The following is a 14916-nucleotide window of genomic DNA, read 5'->3' on the forward strand; positions in this document are numbered from 1 at the left end:
GGAGCCGACCAAGCACCAGTACGACTACGACACCGCAACGGTCTACTCGTTCCTGCAGAAGTACGGCCTCGAGGACGAGATCAAGGTCAACATCGAGGTCAACCACGCGACGCTGTCGGGACACGACTTCCAGCACGAGGTCGCGACCGCGGTCAACTCGGGCATCTTCGGATCGATCGATGCGAACTCGGGCGACGACCGGCTCGGCTGGGACCTCGACCGCTTCCCGGTGTCGGTCGAGCAGATGACCCTCGGGATGCTGGAGATCCTGCGAGGTGGTGGCTTCACGACCGGTGGGCTGATGTTCGACACGAAGCTCCGGCGCCAGTCGATCGACCGCAACGATCTCTTCCACGGCCACATCGGTGGTATGGACATCATGGCGAAGTCGCTGCTCGCCGCCGCGCGCATCCTCGAGGTCGACGAACTCGAGCAGTGGCGCCACGCGCGCTACGCCGGATGGACCTCCGAGCTCGGCAACTCGATCATGAACGGCGAGGTGACACTCGCCGATCTCCACGAGCAGCAACTGGCATCGGACGTGGAACCCGCGACCTCGAGCGGCCGCCAGGAAATGCTCGAACGCATCGTCCAGCGCACCATCGAACGTTCCCACTGACGTGACGGCTGGGCTGAGGCACCAGCCGTCACGTCAGATCGGGAGGTCGCCGGTGGCGCGACGGGTGGAGCCGTCGTCGGTGTACGCGTTGATGGTCCGCTGTGCGATCCGCATCTGGTGGACCTCGTCGGCACCGTCGGCGAACCGCGCCCAGCGTGCGTGCTGGTACATGTGCGCCAGCGGGGTGTCGGTCGAGTAGCCGAGTGCGCCGTGCACCTGGATCGCCCGGTCGATCACCCGGTTCAGCATGTTCGCGACGAAGTGCTTCGCCATCGACACCTCGGCCTTGAAGTCGACCGAGTCGTCGGTCGCCGCGGCGTCGATCTTCGACGCGGCGTGGAGCACCATCAGTTTCGACTGGTACAGCTCCATCGTCGAGTCGGCGATCATCCACTGGATGCCCTGCTTCTCGGCGAGCAGCGAGCCGTGCGAGAAGCGGTTCAACGACCGATCGACCATCATGTCGAGCGCCGTCTCGGCCTGCGCGATCCACCGCATGCAGTGCGCCAGCCGCGCCGGTCCCAGCCGGTACTGCCCGAGCAGGTGGCCCTGTCCTCGACCACCGAGCATCTGATCCTTGTGCACCCGCAGGTCGGTGATCACGATCTCGGAGTGACCCGTCCCGCCGTGCATCGTCTCGACCTCGCGCACGTCGTTCCATCCCTCCTGCGGGAGGTCGATGATGAACGCCGAGTTCGCCGCCTGCGGGATGTCCGGGTCGTCCTCGGTCCGGCAGACGAGGATCGCGAAGTCTGCTCGACGGGCGTTCGAGATGAACCACTTGTGCCCGTTGATCACCCACTCGTCGCCGTCCTCGTAGGCGTGGGTCTGGATCAGCGTGGGATCGGAGCCGGCGACCTCGGGCTCGGTCATCGCGAAGCACGACCACGTCCGCCCCTCACACAGCGGCTTGAGGTACTTCTCCTTCTGCTCGTCGGTCGCCCAGTGCAACAGCGTGTGCATGTTGCCCTCGTCGGGCGCCTGACAGTTGAACACCCACGGGCCGTACCGCGACTTGGCGGCCTCGGCCTGGACCATCGCCAGCTCGACGTGACCGAGTCCCATGCCACCCCACTCCTCGGGCATGTGCGGCAACCAGATCCCCGCGGCGTGCGCCTGCTTGCGCAACTCGATCAGCTTGTTGATCCGGTCTCGACCGCCCAGCGGTTCGTGGTCGCCATGGCCCTCGATCTCGGCCTCGACGGGAGCGATCACGTCGCTCACGAACGCCCGGATCCGGATCCGCAGTTCCTCGAGTTCGGGGGAGAGGGTGAAGTCGATGGCCATGACCACACTTTCGCGGATGCACCGGCCCCGGCACGATTCTGTCCCGGCGGCGGGAGTCCTCCAGGCTCACGATTCGACGAAACGCAACCTCGGTTGCGCGTTGTGCCCGCGACCGCAACCCAGGTTGCGCTTTCTGCCGAACCTTCGTCGGAACTCCCGCCCATCGGCGAGACTGCGTCCATGGGGACGGCTGACCTGGTGAGGCCATTGAGCGGGATCCTGTTGAGCTGCGTCGCGCTCATCGCGTGTCGCTCCGACACGACGACCTCGAGCACGCCGACCGCGCCACGTGGGCGCGCAATGAACTCGCGGACCAGGACGCGGCGGCGTTCATCGTCGAACTCCCCGGCGGAGACCTCCCAGCCGACCAGGTCATCCGCCATGCCGACACCGTCGCGACGATCGCCGTCGAGTTGCCGATGCTCTGATCAGCACCGACACGGATTCAGTCGGCGTCGGGGTCCTGGTCTTCGGCGTTGGTGACCTCGCGCCAGGTCTCGGCGACGTTGCCCCCGACGGGGAAGCCGCCCCGGTCCTTCAGCATCTGGGCGGTGTGCATCAGGTTCCAGGTCATGATCGTGGCGTTCTTGTTGGTGAACTCACTGTCGTAGCCCGCCCGCGTGTTCGATCCCTCGACCTCGTCGCCGTAGCTCGGGCCCGGGCCGATCTCGCCCAGCCACCCACAGTCGGCCTGGGGAGGGATCGTGTAGCCGATGTGGCTGAGCGCGTACAGCGTCTCCATCGAGCACGCCTTGACCCCGTCCTCGTTGCCCGTGACCACGCAGCCGCCGGTCTTGCCGTAGTAGAGGTACTGACCGTGCTCGTTCGTCTCGCCGCTGTACGCGTACAGCCGCTCGATCGCCAGTGAGGCCACGCTCGACTTCACACCGAGCCAGATCGGTGTCCCGATCACGAGGATGTCGGCGTCCATGATCTTGGCGTGGATGTCCGGCCAGTCGTCCCGGTCGTCGCCGATCTCGGTCGTGTCCGGCACCATCCCGAAACCCACCTGGTGCTCGAGCATGTGGATCAACTCCACGTCCACGCCCTCGGTGGCCATGATCCCGCGCACCCGGTTGAGCAATCGTCGGGTGTGCGACTTCGATGCATCGTGCACCAGCGAACAATTGAGCAACACCGCGGAGAGTCCGTCGAATCGAGCCATACCGACCAACGTAGGTGAGGCTCTGTACCTCCGCAGACCGGGGGCATAGCCTCGACGGGGTGACCACGACCTTCTTCCCCTACCAGCGGGACAACCGGTGGCGGTTCGTGCTCCTGCCGTTGGGTGTCGGTGCCGACGACGGCGTCACGATCACCGACGAGTCGTTCCAGGCCACCTTCGGCCACTGGTCGATCGAGACCCCGCTCGACAACATCGCGGGAGCACGGGTGTCGGGTCCACACCCGTGGTACACCGCGGTCGGACTCCGACTGAGCTTCAGCGACGACGGTCTCACGTTCGGAACCGATCCGCAACGAGGGCTGTGCATCGACTTCGTCGAGAAGATCGATCGGGTGATCGGCTTCCACGACCATTCGGCGCTCTGGGTCAGCGTGGCCGACCCCGAAGGTCTGGCCGAGGCGCTCGAACGCCACTGACGTAGGTCGTTCATCGCGGCGAAACACTGCCAACACATCCGTTCCGTACCTTCGGGACATGTTCGACGCGGTCGACCCGTTCATCGGGACCGAGATCGCGGACCTTGCTGCCCCGTCCGGCCTCGCCGCGAGCTGGTGGTGGCCGAAACCACCGGTCGGGAACACCCACCCCGGCGCCGCCCATCCCTTCGGCATGATCTCCGCGTGCGCGTACTCCGGCGGGTATCCGACCGGTTACGGATCGTACGAACGGTCGACCGAGGGCGAACCACGTCACCTCCACGACGGCCACGGTGCCTCCGGCTTCACCCACTTCCAGCAGTCGGGCACGGGAGCGATCCGCAAGTACTACAACTACCTCCGGGTCACGCCGACGATGTCGCCGCTCGACGATCTCGGCCAGTTCCAGCCGATCACCTCGGAGGCCGCGGAACCCGGGTGGTACTCGGCAACGCTGGCGAACGGAATTCGCGCCGAACTGACCGTGGGACCGAAGTCCGCGATCCACCGCTACACCTTCCCCGCCCACGACAACGCCCGACTGGTGGTCGACTGCTCGCACGGCGGCCTCACGATCGAGCACGGCGAAACCGTGCCGCTGCGGGCGTCGCTCGACAGCCTGACGCCCGGATCCGCCAACGGCGAGGTGGTGATGGAAGGCGTGCCGATCGCCTTCCACGTCGACTGCGTCACGCCGGGCTGGCGCCAGATGCTGTGGTACGACCGCCGACTCATGCAGGGCGGGACCCGGCTGGAGTTCGACTCGATCCGCCCGACGACGCTCCGTCCGTTCGGGTTGTTGTGGATGGGTCCGGTCGAAGCCGGCGAGACGGTCGAACTGCGATTCGGCTTCTCGCTGCGCGGCGTCGAGCAGGCGAAGGAGAACCTCGACCGGGATCTCGGCGACGGGGACTTCACCCGACGGAGGTCGGTGACGGCCACGGCCTGGTCCGAACATCTCGACGCGATCCGGATCGAGACCCCGTCGCCCGAACGCCGCACGGTCTTCGCAACCGCGCTGTACCACTCGCTCATCAAGCCGTGCTTCGCTCCCGACGAGAGTCCGTTCTGGCCGTCGCCGGGACCGTTTGCATTCGACATCTGCACCATGTGGGACATCTATCGCACTCAGCTTCCGCTGATGACGGCACTGTTTCCGGACCGAGCGGTCGAGCTCGCGAAAGCGCTCGTCCACGTCGCGGAAGAGGAGGGGAATCTCCCGATCGGCTACCGGATGGCGAAGGGGACGGACCGCTTCTTCCGTCAAGGCAGCGCCCTCGCGCACACGTTCCTCGCCGATCTCTGTGCGCTCGGAGTGGCGGGCATCGACTGGGACTGGGCCCTGTCGCACATGGCCGCCGACCTGCGCCGACAGTTCGGCGAGGAATACCTCGAACACGGTGTCGCACATCCGATCGCGCACACCCTCGACCTCTCCACGGGCCACGAGTGCACGGCGATCGTCGCCCGTCGAGTCGGTGATGACGAACTCGCGGGCCGTCTCGCTGCGCTCGCGACGCAGTGGGTCAACGCGTTCGATCCCGAGACCGGACTCGTTCTCGACTCGACGTTCTACGAGGGTGGAAAGTGGAACTACTCGTTCCGACTGATGCACGACATGGCCGGTCGGATCGATCTCGCAGGCGGCGAGGACGCGTTCGGTGCACTGCTGGACCGGTTCTTCGGATTCGGTGAGCCACCCGTGAAACAGATGGGCGTCGATCCGACGCTCGACGAGGTCGCCGCCGGGTACGCGCTCGACCGTTTCGAGGGTCTGAACAACGAGCCCGACATGGAGGCGCCCTGGGCCTACCACTGGATCGGTCGGCCCGACCGGACGGCCGACATCGTGCATGCCGCCGTGATGAACCAGTTCTCCACCAGCCGAGGTGGCCTCCCCGGGAACGACGATTCGGGAGCGCTGAGCTCGTGGTACGTCTGGGCGTCGCTCGGCCTCTTCCCGGTGGCCGGCCAACAACTCGTGCTGGTCAACGCACCGTCGTTCGCGCACACCCGGATCCGGCTCGGCGCCGGCGCGACGTTGTCGATCGAGACCGACGGCTTCGTCGAACCCGACCCCGCCGGTCCCGCCCAGTACGTCCAGCACGTGACCTGGAACGACACGGTGCTCGACCGGTCCTGGTTGACCGCGGCCGAATTCCACTCCGGTGGTCGACTGAGCGTGCACCTCGGCCCCGAGCCGTCGGACTGGGCCACCGACACCCGCCCGCCGTCACTCTCCACGTCGTCGTCCCGCCACCTCTCCTCGAAGGAGCCCGCTTCATGACCATGCTGTCCGACCACCTCGACGCCAGCCGGCCCGGCCTCCCCCGCGCCGAGTCCGAAGGGCCACCGAGCAACCCGACTCGTCGATTGGTGATCGTGGTGCGCGCCGACCCGGTGATCTGTGGACACTCGGGCGAAGCCCGGAACCTCGCCGAGGCGGCGCTGACCCGCGGTTTCGACGACGTGCGCATCGTGACCTGGCCGATCACCGCGTTGCTCGCCGCGGGCCTGCCGCTGAAGCCACTCGAGTCGGTCCTGCCGTACTCCGCCGGCATCACCGTCGAGCGTCCCGAGCCGGTCGGCGACTACAAGGTGCCCGACGGCCGCCATCTCGGGGGCATCGTCGGACGGCTGGTCGAACTGTTCACCGAGGGCGTGCCGACCACGGCGATGTCGTTGTACCTCACGCCGCACGACACCGCGGTGTCGCACGCCGCCCACATCGCCCGATCGACCGGAATGTGCGCTCCGCTCACGACCATCGCAGAAGCCGTCGGGTCGGACATCACGAACGTCGTCCGGACGGCGCTCGACCAGGGCCGGTTCGGCGCGGCGGCCCAGGTCTTGAGCACGTACCTGTCGAACGACGTGTGTGTCGCGGTGTCGGAGTTCACGAAGGAGCTGATCGTGTCGGCTGCGAACGAGGTCGACGAGCGGTGGGGAACCGCGTTCGGTCCCGCCTGCTCGGAGCGGGTCCAGATCTCGTATCCAGCGGTGGATTCGTCGTCCTACACCAGCCTCGACGCGGCGGAGACCGCGGCGCGACTCGCCGCACGGGGGCTCGAGCGTGACCGCTACGTCATGTTCCTCTCACGCGTGACGAAGGCGAAGGGCGTCGACGACCTGATCAACGGCTTCGCGATCAGCGCCGCGTCCCACCGAACGAAGCTCGCGATCTGCGGGACCGGCCCGGAGGCGTCCGCGATGCGTGCGCTCGCCGCGTCCACGCCCGTCGCCGACCGCATCCTGTTCTTCGACGACGTCGACGACGCCGAGAAGCCGCACCTCATGGCGGGCTCGGCGGCGTACGTCCTGCCGAGCAAGCCGCGACCGGAGTTCGTCGAAACCTTCGGCATCGCGCTCGTCGAGAAGATGCTGGCGGGTGGGGGCCCGATCGTCACGTGCGACACGGGCGGCATCGGTGAGGCGGTCGGATCGCACGCCACGTTCGTTCCGCCGTCGTATCCGTCGGGGATCGCGAACGCGCTCAACGAGATCGTGCTCGGTCTGTCTCCCGGCGAGCGGATCCGCTGGGGAGGTCACGCCCGCTCGTACGCGATGCAGTTCGACCGCCAATCGGTGTTCGACCGTCTGTTCTCGCGCGTCGCCGAGACCGAGGCGGCCGCAACGGCCGCCTGATCAGCTCGCGTTCGACGCGGACGCCTCACCGACGGACTCGAAGTCGTCCGGTTCGGGCGGGCGCAGCAGGATGTCGACCGCCTGCCACGTGGTGTAGGACGACGGGTACAGCAGGATCGGCATGACGACCGCGCCGACTCCGAGCACGATCAGCATCGGCACGACATGGACATCGGGCCAGGTCACCGCCAGAACGGCACCGAGCAGCAGGACGAGCGGGCCGACGCTGATGATGGCCGCCGTCGCCGCAGCTCCGAGTTCGTAGCCGACGTCCCCCCGACGCCAGTTCAGGCCGCAGGTCCGACACGTCGACTGCTTGCTCGTCCACCCCGTGAAGAATGCGCCACGGCCGCCGCACCACGCGCAACGACGGAACAGTCCACGCAACAACATCCTCGGCAGCGACGGTCGCTTCACGAGACCAGGCTACGGACGCGAAAATGTTCGTCGGCGACGGACGACGATGAACATCTCCTCAGAGGAATGTTGCGAAGACGTCGAGGGGTTCACGTTCCGATTCGACGCTGTTGATGGGGTGCTCCTCGTCGGCCTTGCCGATCGCCACCCCGCAGAACAGGCGGAGCTCCTCGGGCACGTCGCCGAACTCCATCACGGCGGGCTCGTGGACCGCCCACGCTTCCTGCGGGCACGTGTCGAGGCCGGCTTCCTGCGCGAGCAGCATGAACGTCTGGAGGAACATTCCGAGGTCGGACCACTGGGGCGGACCCATCACACGGTCGATGAAACAGAAGATCGCCGCCGGCGCCCCGAAGAAGTCGAGGTTCTTCGCGAACTGGGCGAAGCGTCCCGCCTTGTCCTCGCGTTCGATCCCGATCGACGCGTACATCTGCTCGCCGATCTTGTAGCGCGAGCTGCGATACGGCTCGTGCAGCTTCGGTGGATAGATGTCGTACGCCGAAGGACCGGGCTCGCGATCCGACAGGAACTCGCGGAACCGCGCCATCGAGTCGCCGTTGAGGACGTAGATCCGCCACGGCTGCACGTTGCCGCCCGACGGCGACCGTGACGCCTTCGTCAACAGCTCGGCGAGCAGATCGTCGTCGACCGGGTCCGGCAGGAACGCGCGGACCGACTTGCGGCGGTTGACGGCTTCGGTGACATCCATCGGCGCAGCTTCGCGGACCACGTCGGCGCGCGCGCAATCAACGCCGCCGATCGATCATCTCGACACGTGGGTCAGGCGTGCGGAGTGACGAGCGCCTTGTCGCCGGTCGCCATGCGTGCGTAGCGCCGCACGTGCTCCGGAGCGACCGCGTCCGACAGGGAGAGACGCATTCCGTAGCGACTCGCGAAGGTGGTGGTGATCTCGTCGGCCACCCGAGCCCGGAGCCGCGCCGCACCCTCGGCACCGAGGCGACCGAGGAACGGCATGAGCAACCAGCCGCCGATCGACCACGACATCCCGAAGTTGCGCTTCAACGTCGTCGGACCGCGATCGAGTCCGCCGTAGATGTACACCTGCTTGTGCGTGTCGGACCCGTAGCGGTTGTACTCCTCGCCCTCGCTCGCGACCTTCTCCATCCCGGCAAGGAGCGTCGACGCCAGTTCCCCGCCGCCGATCGCGTCGAACGCGATCGTCGCTCCGGTCGCGCGCAGCGCGTCGGCGAGGTCGTCCTGGAACGAGTCCGCGCTCGAATCGACGACATGCTCGGCGCCTTCGCCGGCGAGCATCTCCACGTGCTCGGGGCGCCGCACGATGTTCACGAGCGGTACTTCGTCGGCGAGGCAGATCCGGTTCAACATCAGTCCGAGGTTCGAGGCGCCGACGGTGTGGACGAGCCCGGTGTGACCCTCCAGGCGCATCGTCTCGACCATGCTCAGCGCGGTGAGCGGGTTCACGAAGCACGCGGCCGCGTCATCGGCGCTCGTACCGTCGTGCATCTCGAGACAGCTTGCGACGTTGAGGGTTCGATACTCCGCGTACGCCGTTCCCGACATGAAGCCGACGACCTTGCCCTCGAGCGCACGCGCCGCGTCAGAGTCACCGGTGGCGACGACCGTGCCGCCGCCCTCGTTGCCCGTCGCCATCGGTCGGCCCAGTCGAGCCTCGAGGCCGACCGTTCCGGTGGGGATCGTCGCTCGCACGGCCGGGAGGTCGTCGCCGGCCGCGACCGCGGTATCGGGGTCCGCTCCGGCGAACAGCATCCCGAGGTCGGACGGGTTGATGGGTGCCGCGTCGACCCGGACCACCACCTCGTCGGGCCCGGGCGCAGGCACCTCGGTCTCGCGCATTCCGAGCGTGACCGTGCCGTCGTCGGCGACGGTCGAGCGGAGTTCGAGCGTGGTGGTCGGTACGGAAGCGGGGTCGGTCATGTTCCCATCTTTGCCGATCGACCCGGAGCGGCCATCATGAGGGAGTGGCATCCGATGACGACCTGATGCAGCAGGCGATGACAGCGGCGGACACGGTCCGGTCGACGACTGCGCCCAATCCGTGGGTGGGCGCGGCCATCGAAACGACCGACGGCACGATCGTGACCGGAGCGACCGAACCTCCCGGTGGCGCGCACGCCGAGATCGTTGCGTTGAGGGCCGCCGGCGCCGACGCTCGTGGCTCCACGCTCGCAACGACACTCGAACCCTGCAACCACGTCGGCCGCACCGGACCGTGCGTCGAGTCGATCGTCGACGCGAGAGTCGCCCGCGTGATCATCGGCGTCGCCGATCCGGACGAACAGGTGAACGGAGCGGGGATCCGCCTCCTGCGCGAAGCCGGCATCGATGTCACGGTCGGCGTCCGTGCCGACGACGTCGCCGATCAACTCGCGCCGTACCTGCACCACCGAACGACCGGTCGGCCCTATGTCCTCGTCAAGCTCGCCACGACGGTCGACGGTCGCACGGCCGCACCGGATGCGGACAGCAAATGGATCACCGGGGTCGAGGCGCGCACCGACAGTCACCGGCTCCGAGCCGAGAGCCAGGCGATCCTCGTCGGTGCGGGAACGGTCCGGACCGACGATCCGTGGCTGACGACGCGTCTGGTCGAGGGGCCGAGCCCGCGCCGTGTCGTCCTCGGATCCGCACCGGCGGATGCGAAGATCCAGCCGTGCCTCGAGTGGCGGGGTGAACTCGACGGGCTGCTCGACGAACTCGGTTCGGACGGCGTTCTGCAACTGATGATCGAGGGCGGGCCGAGCACCGTCGCCCAGTTCTACGACGCGGGTCTCGTCGACCGGTTCGTGATCTACATGGCGCCGGCGATCTTCGGTGGCGACGATGCCAAGCCGATGTTCCGGGGCACCGGTGCCCCCACGATGGACGCACTCGCCCGCGGCCGTTTCGTCGGCGTCCGTCTGCTCGGACCCGACCTCCGCCTCGACGTCGTCCTCGACTGAGCGCCTCGTCAGGTCGCGGCGACGTGGCCGAGGCGATCGATCTTCGTCCGCAGGTAGTGCTCGCTCTCGGGTCGGCTCGGGACGACCAGCGGGACCAACGCATCCACGACGATCCCGTGCTCGACGAGACCGGTCGCTTTCACCGGATTGTTCGACATCAGTCGGACCGACTCGACACCGAGATCGCCCAGGATGGCCGCAGCCACGTCGTACTGCCGGGCATCGACCGGGAGGCCCTGCACGGTGTTCGCATCGACGGTGTCCAGCCCACCGTCTTGGAGTTCGTACGCCTTGATCTTGTTCGCGAGACCGATCCCTCGCCCCTCGTGACCGCGCATGTAGACGACCACGCCCCGGCCCTCGACGGCGATCGCCCGCAGCGCGTGCGCGAGTTGGTCACCGCAGTCGCACTTCAGTGACCCGAGCGCGTCGCCGGTCATGCACTCGCTGTGGACGCGTGCGAGCACCGATGTTCCCGTCGGATCGCCCTCGACGATCGCGAGGTGCTCGTGGCCGTCGTGAGCCCGGTAGGACACCACACGGAACTCGCCGTGCACGGTCGGCAAGCGCGCATCGCCGACCCGCTCCACCAGCATCATGCGACCCCGACCCGGCCGTAGTTGGTCGTGCGCTGTTCCAACGGCCGACCGAGTGACTCGGCGAAGTCGGCGAAACGGTCGCCGGTCATCGCTTGTCCGTGGCTGGCGCCGGCAGCACGCGAGATGTTCTCGTCCATCAGCGTTCCGCCGAGGTCGTTGCACCCGGCGTTCATCATCTGGGCCGTCCCGGCGAGTCCGATCTTCACCCAGCTGGCCTGCACGTTCGGGATCAGCTCGCCGTACGCGAGTCGGGCGACCGCGTGGATCAACAGGTTCTCGCGGAACGTCGGCCCGCGACGCGCCTTGCGCTGGAGGTAGATCGGAGACGCCATGTGGACGAACGGCAGACCGACGAACTCGGTGAACCCGACCCGTCCGGCGGCGACATTCTCCTTCTGGAGGTCGCGTGTCCGAACGAAGTGACGGGCCTGGTGGATCGGTTCCTCGACCGCTCCGAACATCATCGTCACGTTGGAGTGCAGGCCGATGGAGTGCGCCGCCCGGTGCGCTTCGAGCCACTCCTCGGTGTCGACCTTGTCCGGACACAGGATCGCCCGGATCTCGTCGTCGAGGATCTCCGCGGCCGTGCCGGGGAGCGACGCGAGGCCGACGTCCATCAGCCGTTGGAGATACGTCGGGAGGTCCTCGCCGAGTCGCTTCGCCCCCTCGGTCACCTCGAGCGCGGTGAAGCCGTGTACATGCATGTCGGGTACCGCGTCCTTCACCGCCTTGGTGACGTCGATGTAGTAGTCGCCGTCGAAGTCGGGATGGATCCCGCCCTGAAGCGTCACCTCCGTCGCACCGAGGTCCCAACCCTCCTTCGCACGCTCGGCGATGTCGTCGAGCGTCAGCAGGTACGGCGTACCACGCAGGTTCAGCGACAACGGACCCTTCGAGAACCCGCAGAACCTGCACTTGAAGGTGCACACGTTCGTGTAGTTGATGTTGCGGTTGGCAACCCAGGTGAGCGTGTCGCCGACGAGTTCCTGCCGCCGGCGGTCGGCCAGTTCGGCGACCGCCGCGACTTCGGGACCCCGTGCGCCCAACAGCGTCACGAGCTCGTCGGTGCCGGGCTCCCCGCCGGACTCGATCCCGGCGAGCACGTCGGCGACCGGGCCGTTCAGCTGCGGCGTCGGCGCGGGGACGAGCGTCGGCGGCGCACTGTCGGCGCCCGAGTACCACGTCGTCGAACGGTGACCGACCAGCACGAACTCGGCGCCGTCGGCGACCGTGTCGGCAGCGGTGGTCTTCTCCGGCCAGATCTGGCCGGGATCGTCGCGACCGAGCCATTCCGCATCGGCGCGATCCATCACCGGGAAGTGCAGCTCCGGGTCGAGCCAACGTTCCCGGTCGCGCACGAACTCCGGGTAGATCGTCAGTCTCGGCGCGAGCACATGGCCCTTCGACTCGGTCACCTCGCGGAGCCGGTCGAGATCGGGCCACGGACGCTCCGGGTTCACGTGGTCGGCCGTCACGGGCGAAACGCCGCCCCAGTCGTCGATCCCGGCGTCGAGCAACATTCCGAAGTCGTCCGACAGGTTGGGCGGGGCCTGCAGGTGGATGTCGGTCGGCAGGATCAGGCGGGCTGCGGCAACGGTCCACAGGTAGTCGTCGCTCGGACAGGCGCGCACGCCCTTCATCGCGGTGCGCAGCTTGGGCAGGAAGTTCTGGACGATGACCTCCTGCACGTGACCGTGCCGTGCATGCGCGGCCGCGATCGCCTCCAGTCCCGCCAGCTGATCCGCACGGGTGTCACCGATTCCGACCAGGATCCCCGTCGTGAACGGAATGTCCAGTTCACCCGCGGCCTCCAACGTGGCGAGGCGCCGCTCCGGCGTCTTGTCCGGCGCATTGCGGTGCGCGTCGAGGCCGGGTGCGACCGATTCGATCATCATCCCCTGACTCGGGCTGAACGGCCGGATCCGGGCGAGTTCGTCGCGTGTCAACGCGCCCGCGTTCGCATGCGGGAGCAGACCCGTTTCGCGCAGCACGAGGTCCGCCATCTCGGCGACGTAGTGGACGGTCGAGTCGTAGCCGCGCTCGGTCAGCCATTCCCGGGCGACGTCATAGCGGTCCTCCGGCCGTTCGCCCAGCGTGAACAGCGCTTCATGACATCCCCGACGGGCGCCCTCACGGGCGATCTTGAGCACATCTTCGGGTTCGAGGAACAGCTTCTCGACTCGGGCCGGGGGTTGCGCGAACGTGCAATAGCCGCAGGTGTCGTTGCAGAGGAACGTGAGCGGGATGAACACCTTCGGGCTGTAGGTGACCCGCGTCCCGTAGTTCTCGTCGCGACGGGCCGCAGCGAGCGCCATCAGGTCGTCGAGTGACTCCTCGAGCAGTGGATGGTCGGTGGGGTGGGTCATACGAGTCGTGCTCCTCGAGAGGGGTTCGGGGTGTGGTCGGCGCTGCGGTCAGGGTGTCAGTGGGCGGCCGCAGAGCCCGGTCCGGGACGGCTGGCGATGTCGTACGGGGTGAACGTTTCATCGCACTCCCAGCACACGAACTGCTGGTCGAGCGGATGCCCGCAGGCCTCGTGCACCAGCACCGTCGGCGCGGCTCCCTCCGACAGCCAGTCATCGCCCCAGCGCATCAGCGCGACGAGCGTCGGCGAGAGTGCCATTCCCCGAGTGGTGAGTCGGTACTCGTAGCGCGGTGGTCGCTCGCAGTACAGGTGGCGGGCGAGGACGCCGTTGTCGACGAGTCGCTTGAGACGTTCGGTCAGCACGGGACGAGCGATGTCGAGGTCGCGGCGGAAGTCGTCGAAGCGGCGGACGCCACGAAACGAGTCGCGCAGGATCAGGATCGTCCAGCGGTCACCGAGCACGTCGAGACTGGCCTGGATCGAACATCCGGCGGGGGTGTCGGTCGACGTGGGCTCCTCCATCGACACCACCCTAGGTCAGTTCGGATTCTGAACCAAGTCGGTACGAAATCCGAACCAACCTCGATTCGGTCCGACCATGGTTCGTGGCGAGTACGCGACGTGCTGAGTACGGTGACGCCATGCCGGATGGAGTGCTGGAGCACGCCCACGATCACGACGGGGATCACTCCCATCGCTACATGGTGCACCGCCACCGTGACGTCACCGGCGGAACCGCCCGGGCGACGGTGTTCGGAGTCAGCGACGGCCTGGTCTCGAACGTCGCCCTGATCCTCGGCGTCGCGGCCGCCGAACCCGACCAGTCGAGCGTGATCATCGCCGGCGTCGCCGGGTTGCTCGCCGGTGCCACCTCGATGGCGGCGGGCGAATACGTGTCGATGAAGGCCCAGAGCGAACTCGTCGAACGCGAGCTGGCGATCGAACGGCGTTCACTGCGCAGACAACCGGACGCGGAGATCGAAGAACTCGCGGCGGTCTATCGAGAACGCGGTCTCGATGACGAGCAGGCGCACGAGATGGCCACCGCGGTCATGGACGATCCCGAGGTCGCGCTCGAGGTCCACGCACGCGAGGAACTCGGTGTCGACCCGTCGGACACCGGCCATCCGGTCGCCGCGGCCGCGAGTTCGTTCGTCGCCTTCGCCCTCGGCGCGCTGATTCCCCTCCTCCCCTGGTTCTTCGGGTCGGGCACGGCCGCGATCGTCGCTTCGTCCGTGTTGGGACTGATCGCAACGGCCACCGTCGGGATCGTGTTGGCCCGTTTCACCGAGCGCTCGATCGTGCGGACCGCGCTCCGTCAGGTCACCTGGGCCGTCGTCGCCTGCAGCGCGACGTTCGCCATCGGCACCTGGCTCGGCACCCTCACCTGACGAGCCTCGCGCCATCCCGTGCCATCCGGTGTCTGACACCCGATGGCAC

The 14916-nt window shown here is 67.5% G+C and carries 15 protein-coding genes; 7 read left to right on the forward strand and 8 right to left on the reverse strand.

Features of this window, described 5'->3' with window-relative positions; translation table 11 throughout:
- Window positions 1-619 (forward strand): apurinic/apyrimidinic endonuclease family protein (locus ON45_RS23290; protein WP_040496437.1); only part of this gene is annotated, 619 nt, incomplete at its 5' end.
- Between the two features lie 33 nt (window positions 620-652).
- Here ON45_RS23290 and ON45_RS19960 read toward each other — a convergent pair.
- Window positions 653-1906, reverse strand: coding sequence for an acyl-CoA dehydrogenase family protein (locus ON45_RS19960; protein ID WP_040496439.1), 1254 nt, complete (start codon window positions 1904-1906; stop codon window positions 653-655).
- 245 nt (window positions 1907-2151) lie between these two features.
- Between ON45_RS19960 and ON45_RS19965 the strand changes: the two genes are divergently transcribed.
- Window positions 2152-2334, forward strand: coding sequence for a hypothetical protein (locus ON45_RS19965; protein ID WP_040496441.1), 183 nt, complete (start codon window positions 2152-2154; stop codon window positions 2332-2334).
- 17 nt (window positions 2335-2351) lie between these two features.
- Here ON45_RS19965 and ON45_RS19970 read toward each other — a convergent pair whose 3' ends face one another.
- The gene (locus tag ON45_RS19970; RefSeq protein ID WP_040496443.1) at window positions 2352-3071 is read right to left on the reverse strand and encodes a flavodoxin family protein; all 720 of its coding nucleotides are present in this window, start codon (window positions 3069-3071) and stop codon (window positions 2352-2354) included.
- Window positions 3072-3130: 59 nt separating this feature from the next.
- On the opposite strand from ON45_RS19970, the gene ON45_RS19975 reads away from it, so the two are divergent.
- The 3 genes from ON45_RS19975 to ON45_RS19985 are packed head-to-tail and all read left to right on the forward strand — an operon-like array spanning window position 3131 to window position 7153.
- Window positions 3131-3508 carry a hypothetical protein gene (locus tag ON45_RS19975; RefSeq protein WP_040496445.1) on the forward strand — a complete coding sequence of 126 codons (378 nt, stop codon included), beginning with the start codon at window positions 3131-3133 and terminating at the stop codon, window positions 3506-3508.
- Between the two features lie 58 nt (window positions 3509-3566).
- Window positions 3567-5795, forward strand: coding sequence for a glycoside hydrolase domain-containing protein (locus ON45_RS19980; protein WP_040496447.1), 2229 nt, complete (start codon window positions 3567-3569; stop codon window positions 5793-5795).
- Window positions 5792-7153, forward strand: a complete 1362-nt coding sequence (locus ON45_RS19985; RefSeq protein WP_083915195.1) for a glycosyltransferase family 4 protein — start codon at window positions 5792-5794, stop codon at window positions 7151-7153. Before ON45_RS19980 ends, ON45_RS19985 begins: the two co-directional genes overlap by 4 nt.
- Here the strand turns inward: ON45_RS19985 and ON45_RS19990 are convergent, their stop codons facing one another.
- The 3 genes from ON45_RS19990 to ON45_RS20000 all read right to left on the reverse strand — a co-directional run bounded on the left by ON45_RS19990 (window position 7154) and on the right by ON45_RS20000 (window position 9487).
- On the reverse strand, window positions 7154-7570 hold the full coding sequence (locus tag ON45_RS19990) for a DUF983 domain-containing protein (protein WP_148288797.1): 417 nt from the start codon (window positions 7568-7570) through the stop codon (window positions 7154-7156).
- A gap of 58 nt (window positions 7571-7628) precedes the next feature.
- The gene (locus tag ON45_RS19995) at window positions 7629-8279 is read right to left on the reverse strand and encodes a nitroreductase (RefSeq protein WP_040496455.1); all 651 of its coding nucleotides are present in this window, start codon (window positions 8277-8279) and stop codon (window positions 7629-7631) included.
- Between the two features lie 71 nt (window positions 8280-8350).
- Complete coding sequence (locus tag ON45_RS20000; protein WP_040496450.1) at window positions 8351-9487, reverse strand: zinc-binding dehydrogenase; 1137 nt, start codon at window positions 9485-9487, stop codon at window positions 8351-8353.
- 44 nt (window positions 9488-9531) lie between these two features.
- Here ON45_RS20000 and ribD point away from each other — a divergent pair, with 44 nt between their 5' ends.
- Window positions 9532-10512: a bifunctional diaminohydroxyphosphoribosylaminopyrimidine deaminase/5-amino-6-(5-phosphoribosylamino)uracil reductase RibD gene (ribD, locus tag ON45_RS20005; RefSeq protein ID WP_040496451.1), complete on the forward strand. Its 981-nt coding sequence runs from the start codon at window positions 9532-9534 to the stop codon at window positions 10510-10512.
- Between the two features lie 8 nt (window positions 10513-10520).
- On the opposite strand, the gene ribA is transcribed toward ribD, so the two are convergent.
- Genes ribA through ON45_RS20020 form a run of 3 tightly spaced genes read right to left on the reverse strand, consistent with a single transcriptional unit; the run spans window position 10521 to window position 13998 of the window.
- Entirely contained in the window at window positions 10521-11111 is a 591-nt protein-coding gene (gene ribA / locus ON45_RS20010; RefSeq protein ID WP_051063477.1) for a GTP cyclohydrolase II, read from the reverse strand.
- Window positions 11108-13477 carry a 5-amino-6-(D-ribitylamino)uracil--L-tyrosine 4-hydroxyphenyl transferase CofH gene (cofH, locus tag ON45_RS20015; protein WP_040496452.1) on the reverse strand — a complete coding sequence of 790 codons (2370 nt, stop codon included), beginning with the start codon at window positions 13475-13477 and terminating at the stop codon, window positions 11108-11110. The genes ribA and cofH overlap by 4 nt, the downstream gene beginning before the upstream one ends.
- A 56-nt stretch (window positions 13478-13533) precedes the next feature.
- Window positions 13534-13998: a winged helix-turn-helix transcriptional regulator gene (locus ON45_RS20020; RefSeq protein ID WP_040496457.1), complete on the reverse strand. Its 465-nt coding sequence runs from the start codon at window positions 13996-13998 to the stop codon at window positions 13534-13536.
- A 119-nt stretch (window positions 13999-14117) separates the two neighbouring features.
- On the opposite strand from ON45_RS20020, the gene ON45_RS20025 reads away from it, so the two are divergent.
- Window positions 14118-14867, forward strand: a complete 750-nt coding sequence (locus tag ON45_RS20025) for a VIT1/CCC1 transporter family protein (RefSeq protein ID WP_040496453.1) — start codon at window positions 14118-14120, stop codon at window positions 14865-14867.
- Window positions 14868-14916: the final 49 nt, after the last annotated feature.

Origin of the sequence: Ilumatobacter nonamiensis YM16-303, assembly GCF_000350145.1 — a bacterium.
Classification (GTDB): domain Bacteria; phylum Actinomycetota; class Acidimicrobiia; order Acidimicrobiales; family Ilumatobacteraceae; genus Ilumatobacter_A; species Ilumatobacter_A nonamiensis.

What these genes read in the sequence shown, in the direction of transcription:
- ON45_RS19960 (WP_040496439.1), bottom strand. Translation starts at nt 1,906, where the DNA reads ATGGCCATCGACTTCACCCTCTCCCCCGAACTCGAGGAACTGCGGATC.
- ON45_RS19970 (WP_040496443.1), bottom strand. Translation starts at nt 3,071, where the DNA reads ATGGCTCGATTCGACGGACTCTCCGCGGTGTTGCTCAATTGTTCGCTG.
- ON45_RS19980 (WP_040496447.1), top strand. Translation starts at nt 3,567, where the DNA reads ATGTTCGACGCGGTCGACCCGTTCATCGGGACCGAGATCGCGGACCTT.
- ON45_RS19985 (WP_083915195.1), top strand. Translation starts at nt 5,792, where the DNA reads ATGACCATGCTGTCCGACCACCTCGACGCCAGCCGGCCCGGCCTCCCC.
- ON45_RS19995 (WP_040496455.1), bottom strand. Translation starts at nt 8,279, where the DNA reads ATGGATGTCACCGAAGCCGTCAACCGCCGCAAGTCGGTCCGCGCGTTC.
- ON45_RS20000 (WP_040496450.1), bottom strand. Translation starts at nt 9,487, where the DNA reads ATGACCGACCCCGCTTCCGTACCGACCACCACGCTCGAACTCCGCTCG.
- ribA (WP_051063477.1), bottom strand. Translation starts at nt 11,111, where the DNA reads ATGATGCTGGTGGAGCGGGTCGGCGATGCGCGCTTGCCGACCGTGCAC.
- cofH (WP_040496452.1), bottom strand. Translation starts at nt 13,477, where the DNA reads ATGACCCACCCCACCGACCATCCACTGCTCGAGGAGTCACTCGACGAC.
- ON45_RS20020 (WP_040496457.1), bottom strand. Translation starts at nt 13,998, where the DNA reads ATGGAGGAGCCCACGTCGACCGACACCCCCGCCGGATGTTCGATCCAG.
- ON45_RS20025 (WP_040496453.1), top strand. Translation starts at nt 14,118, where the DNA reads ATGCCGGATGGAGTGCTGGAGCACGCCCACGATCACGACGGGGATCAC.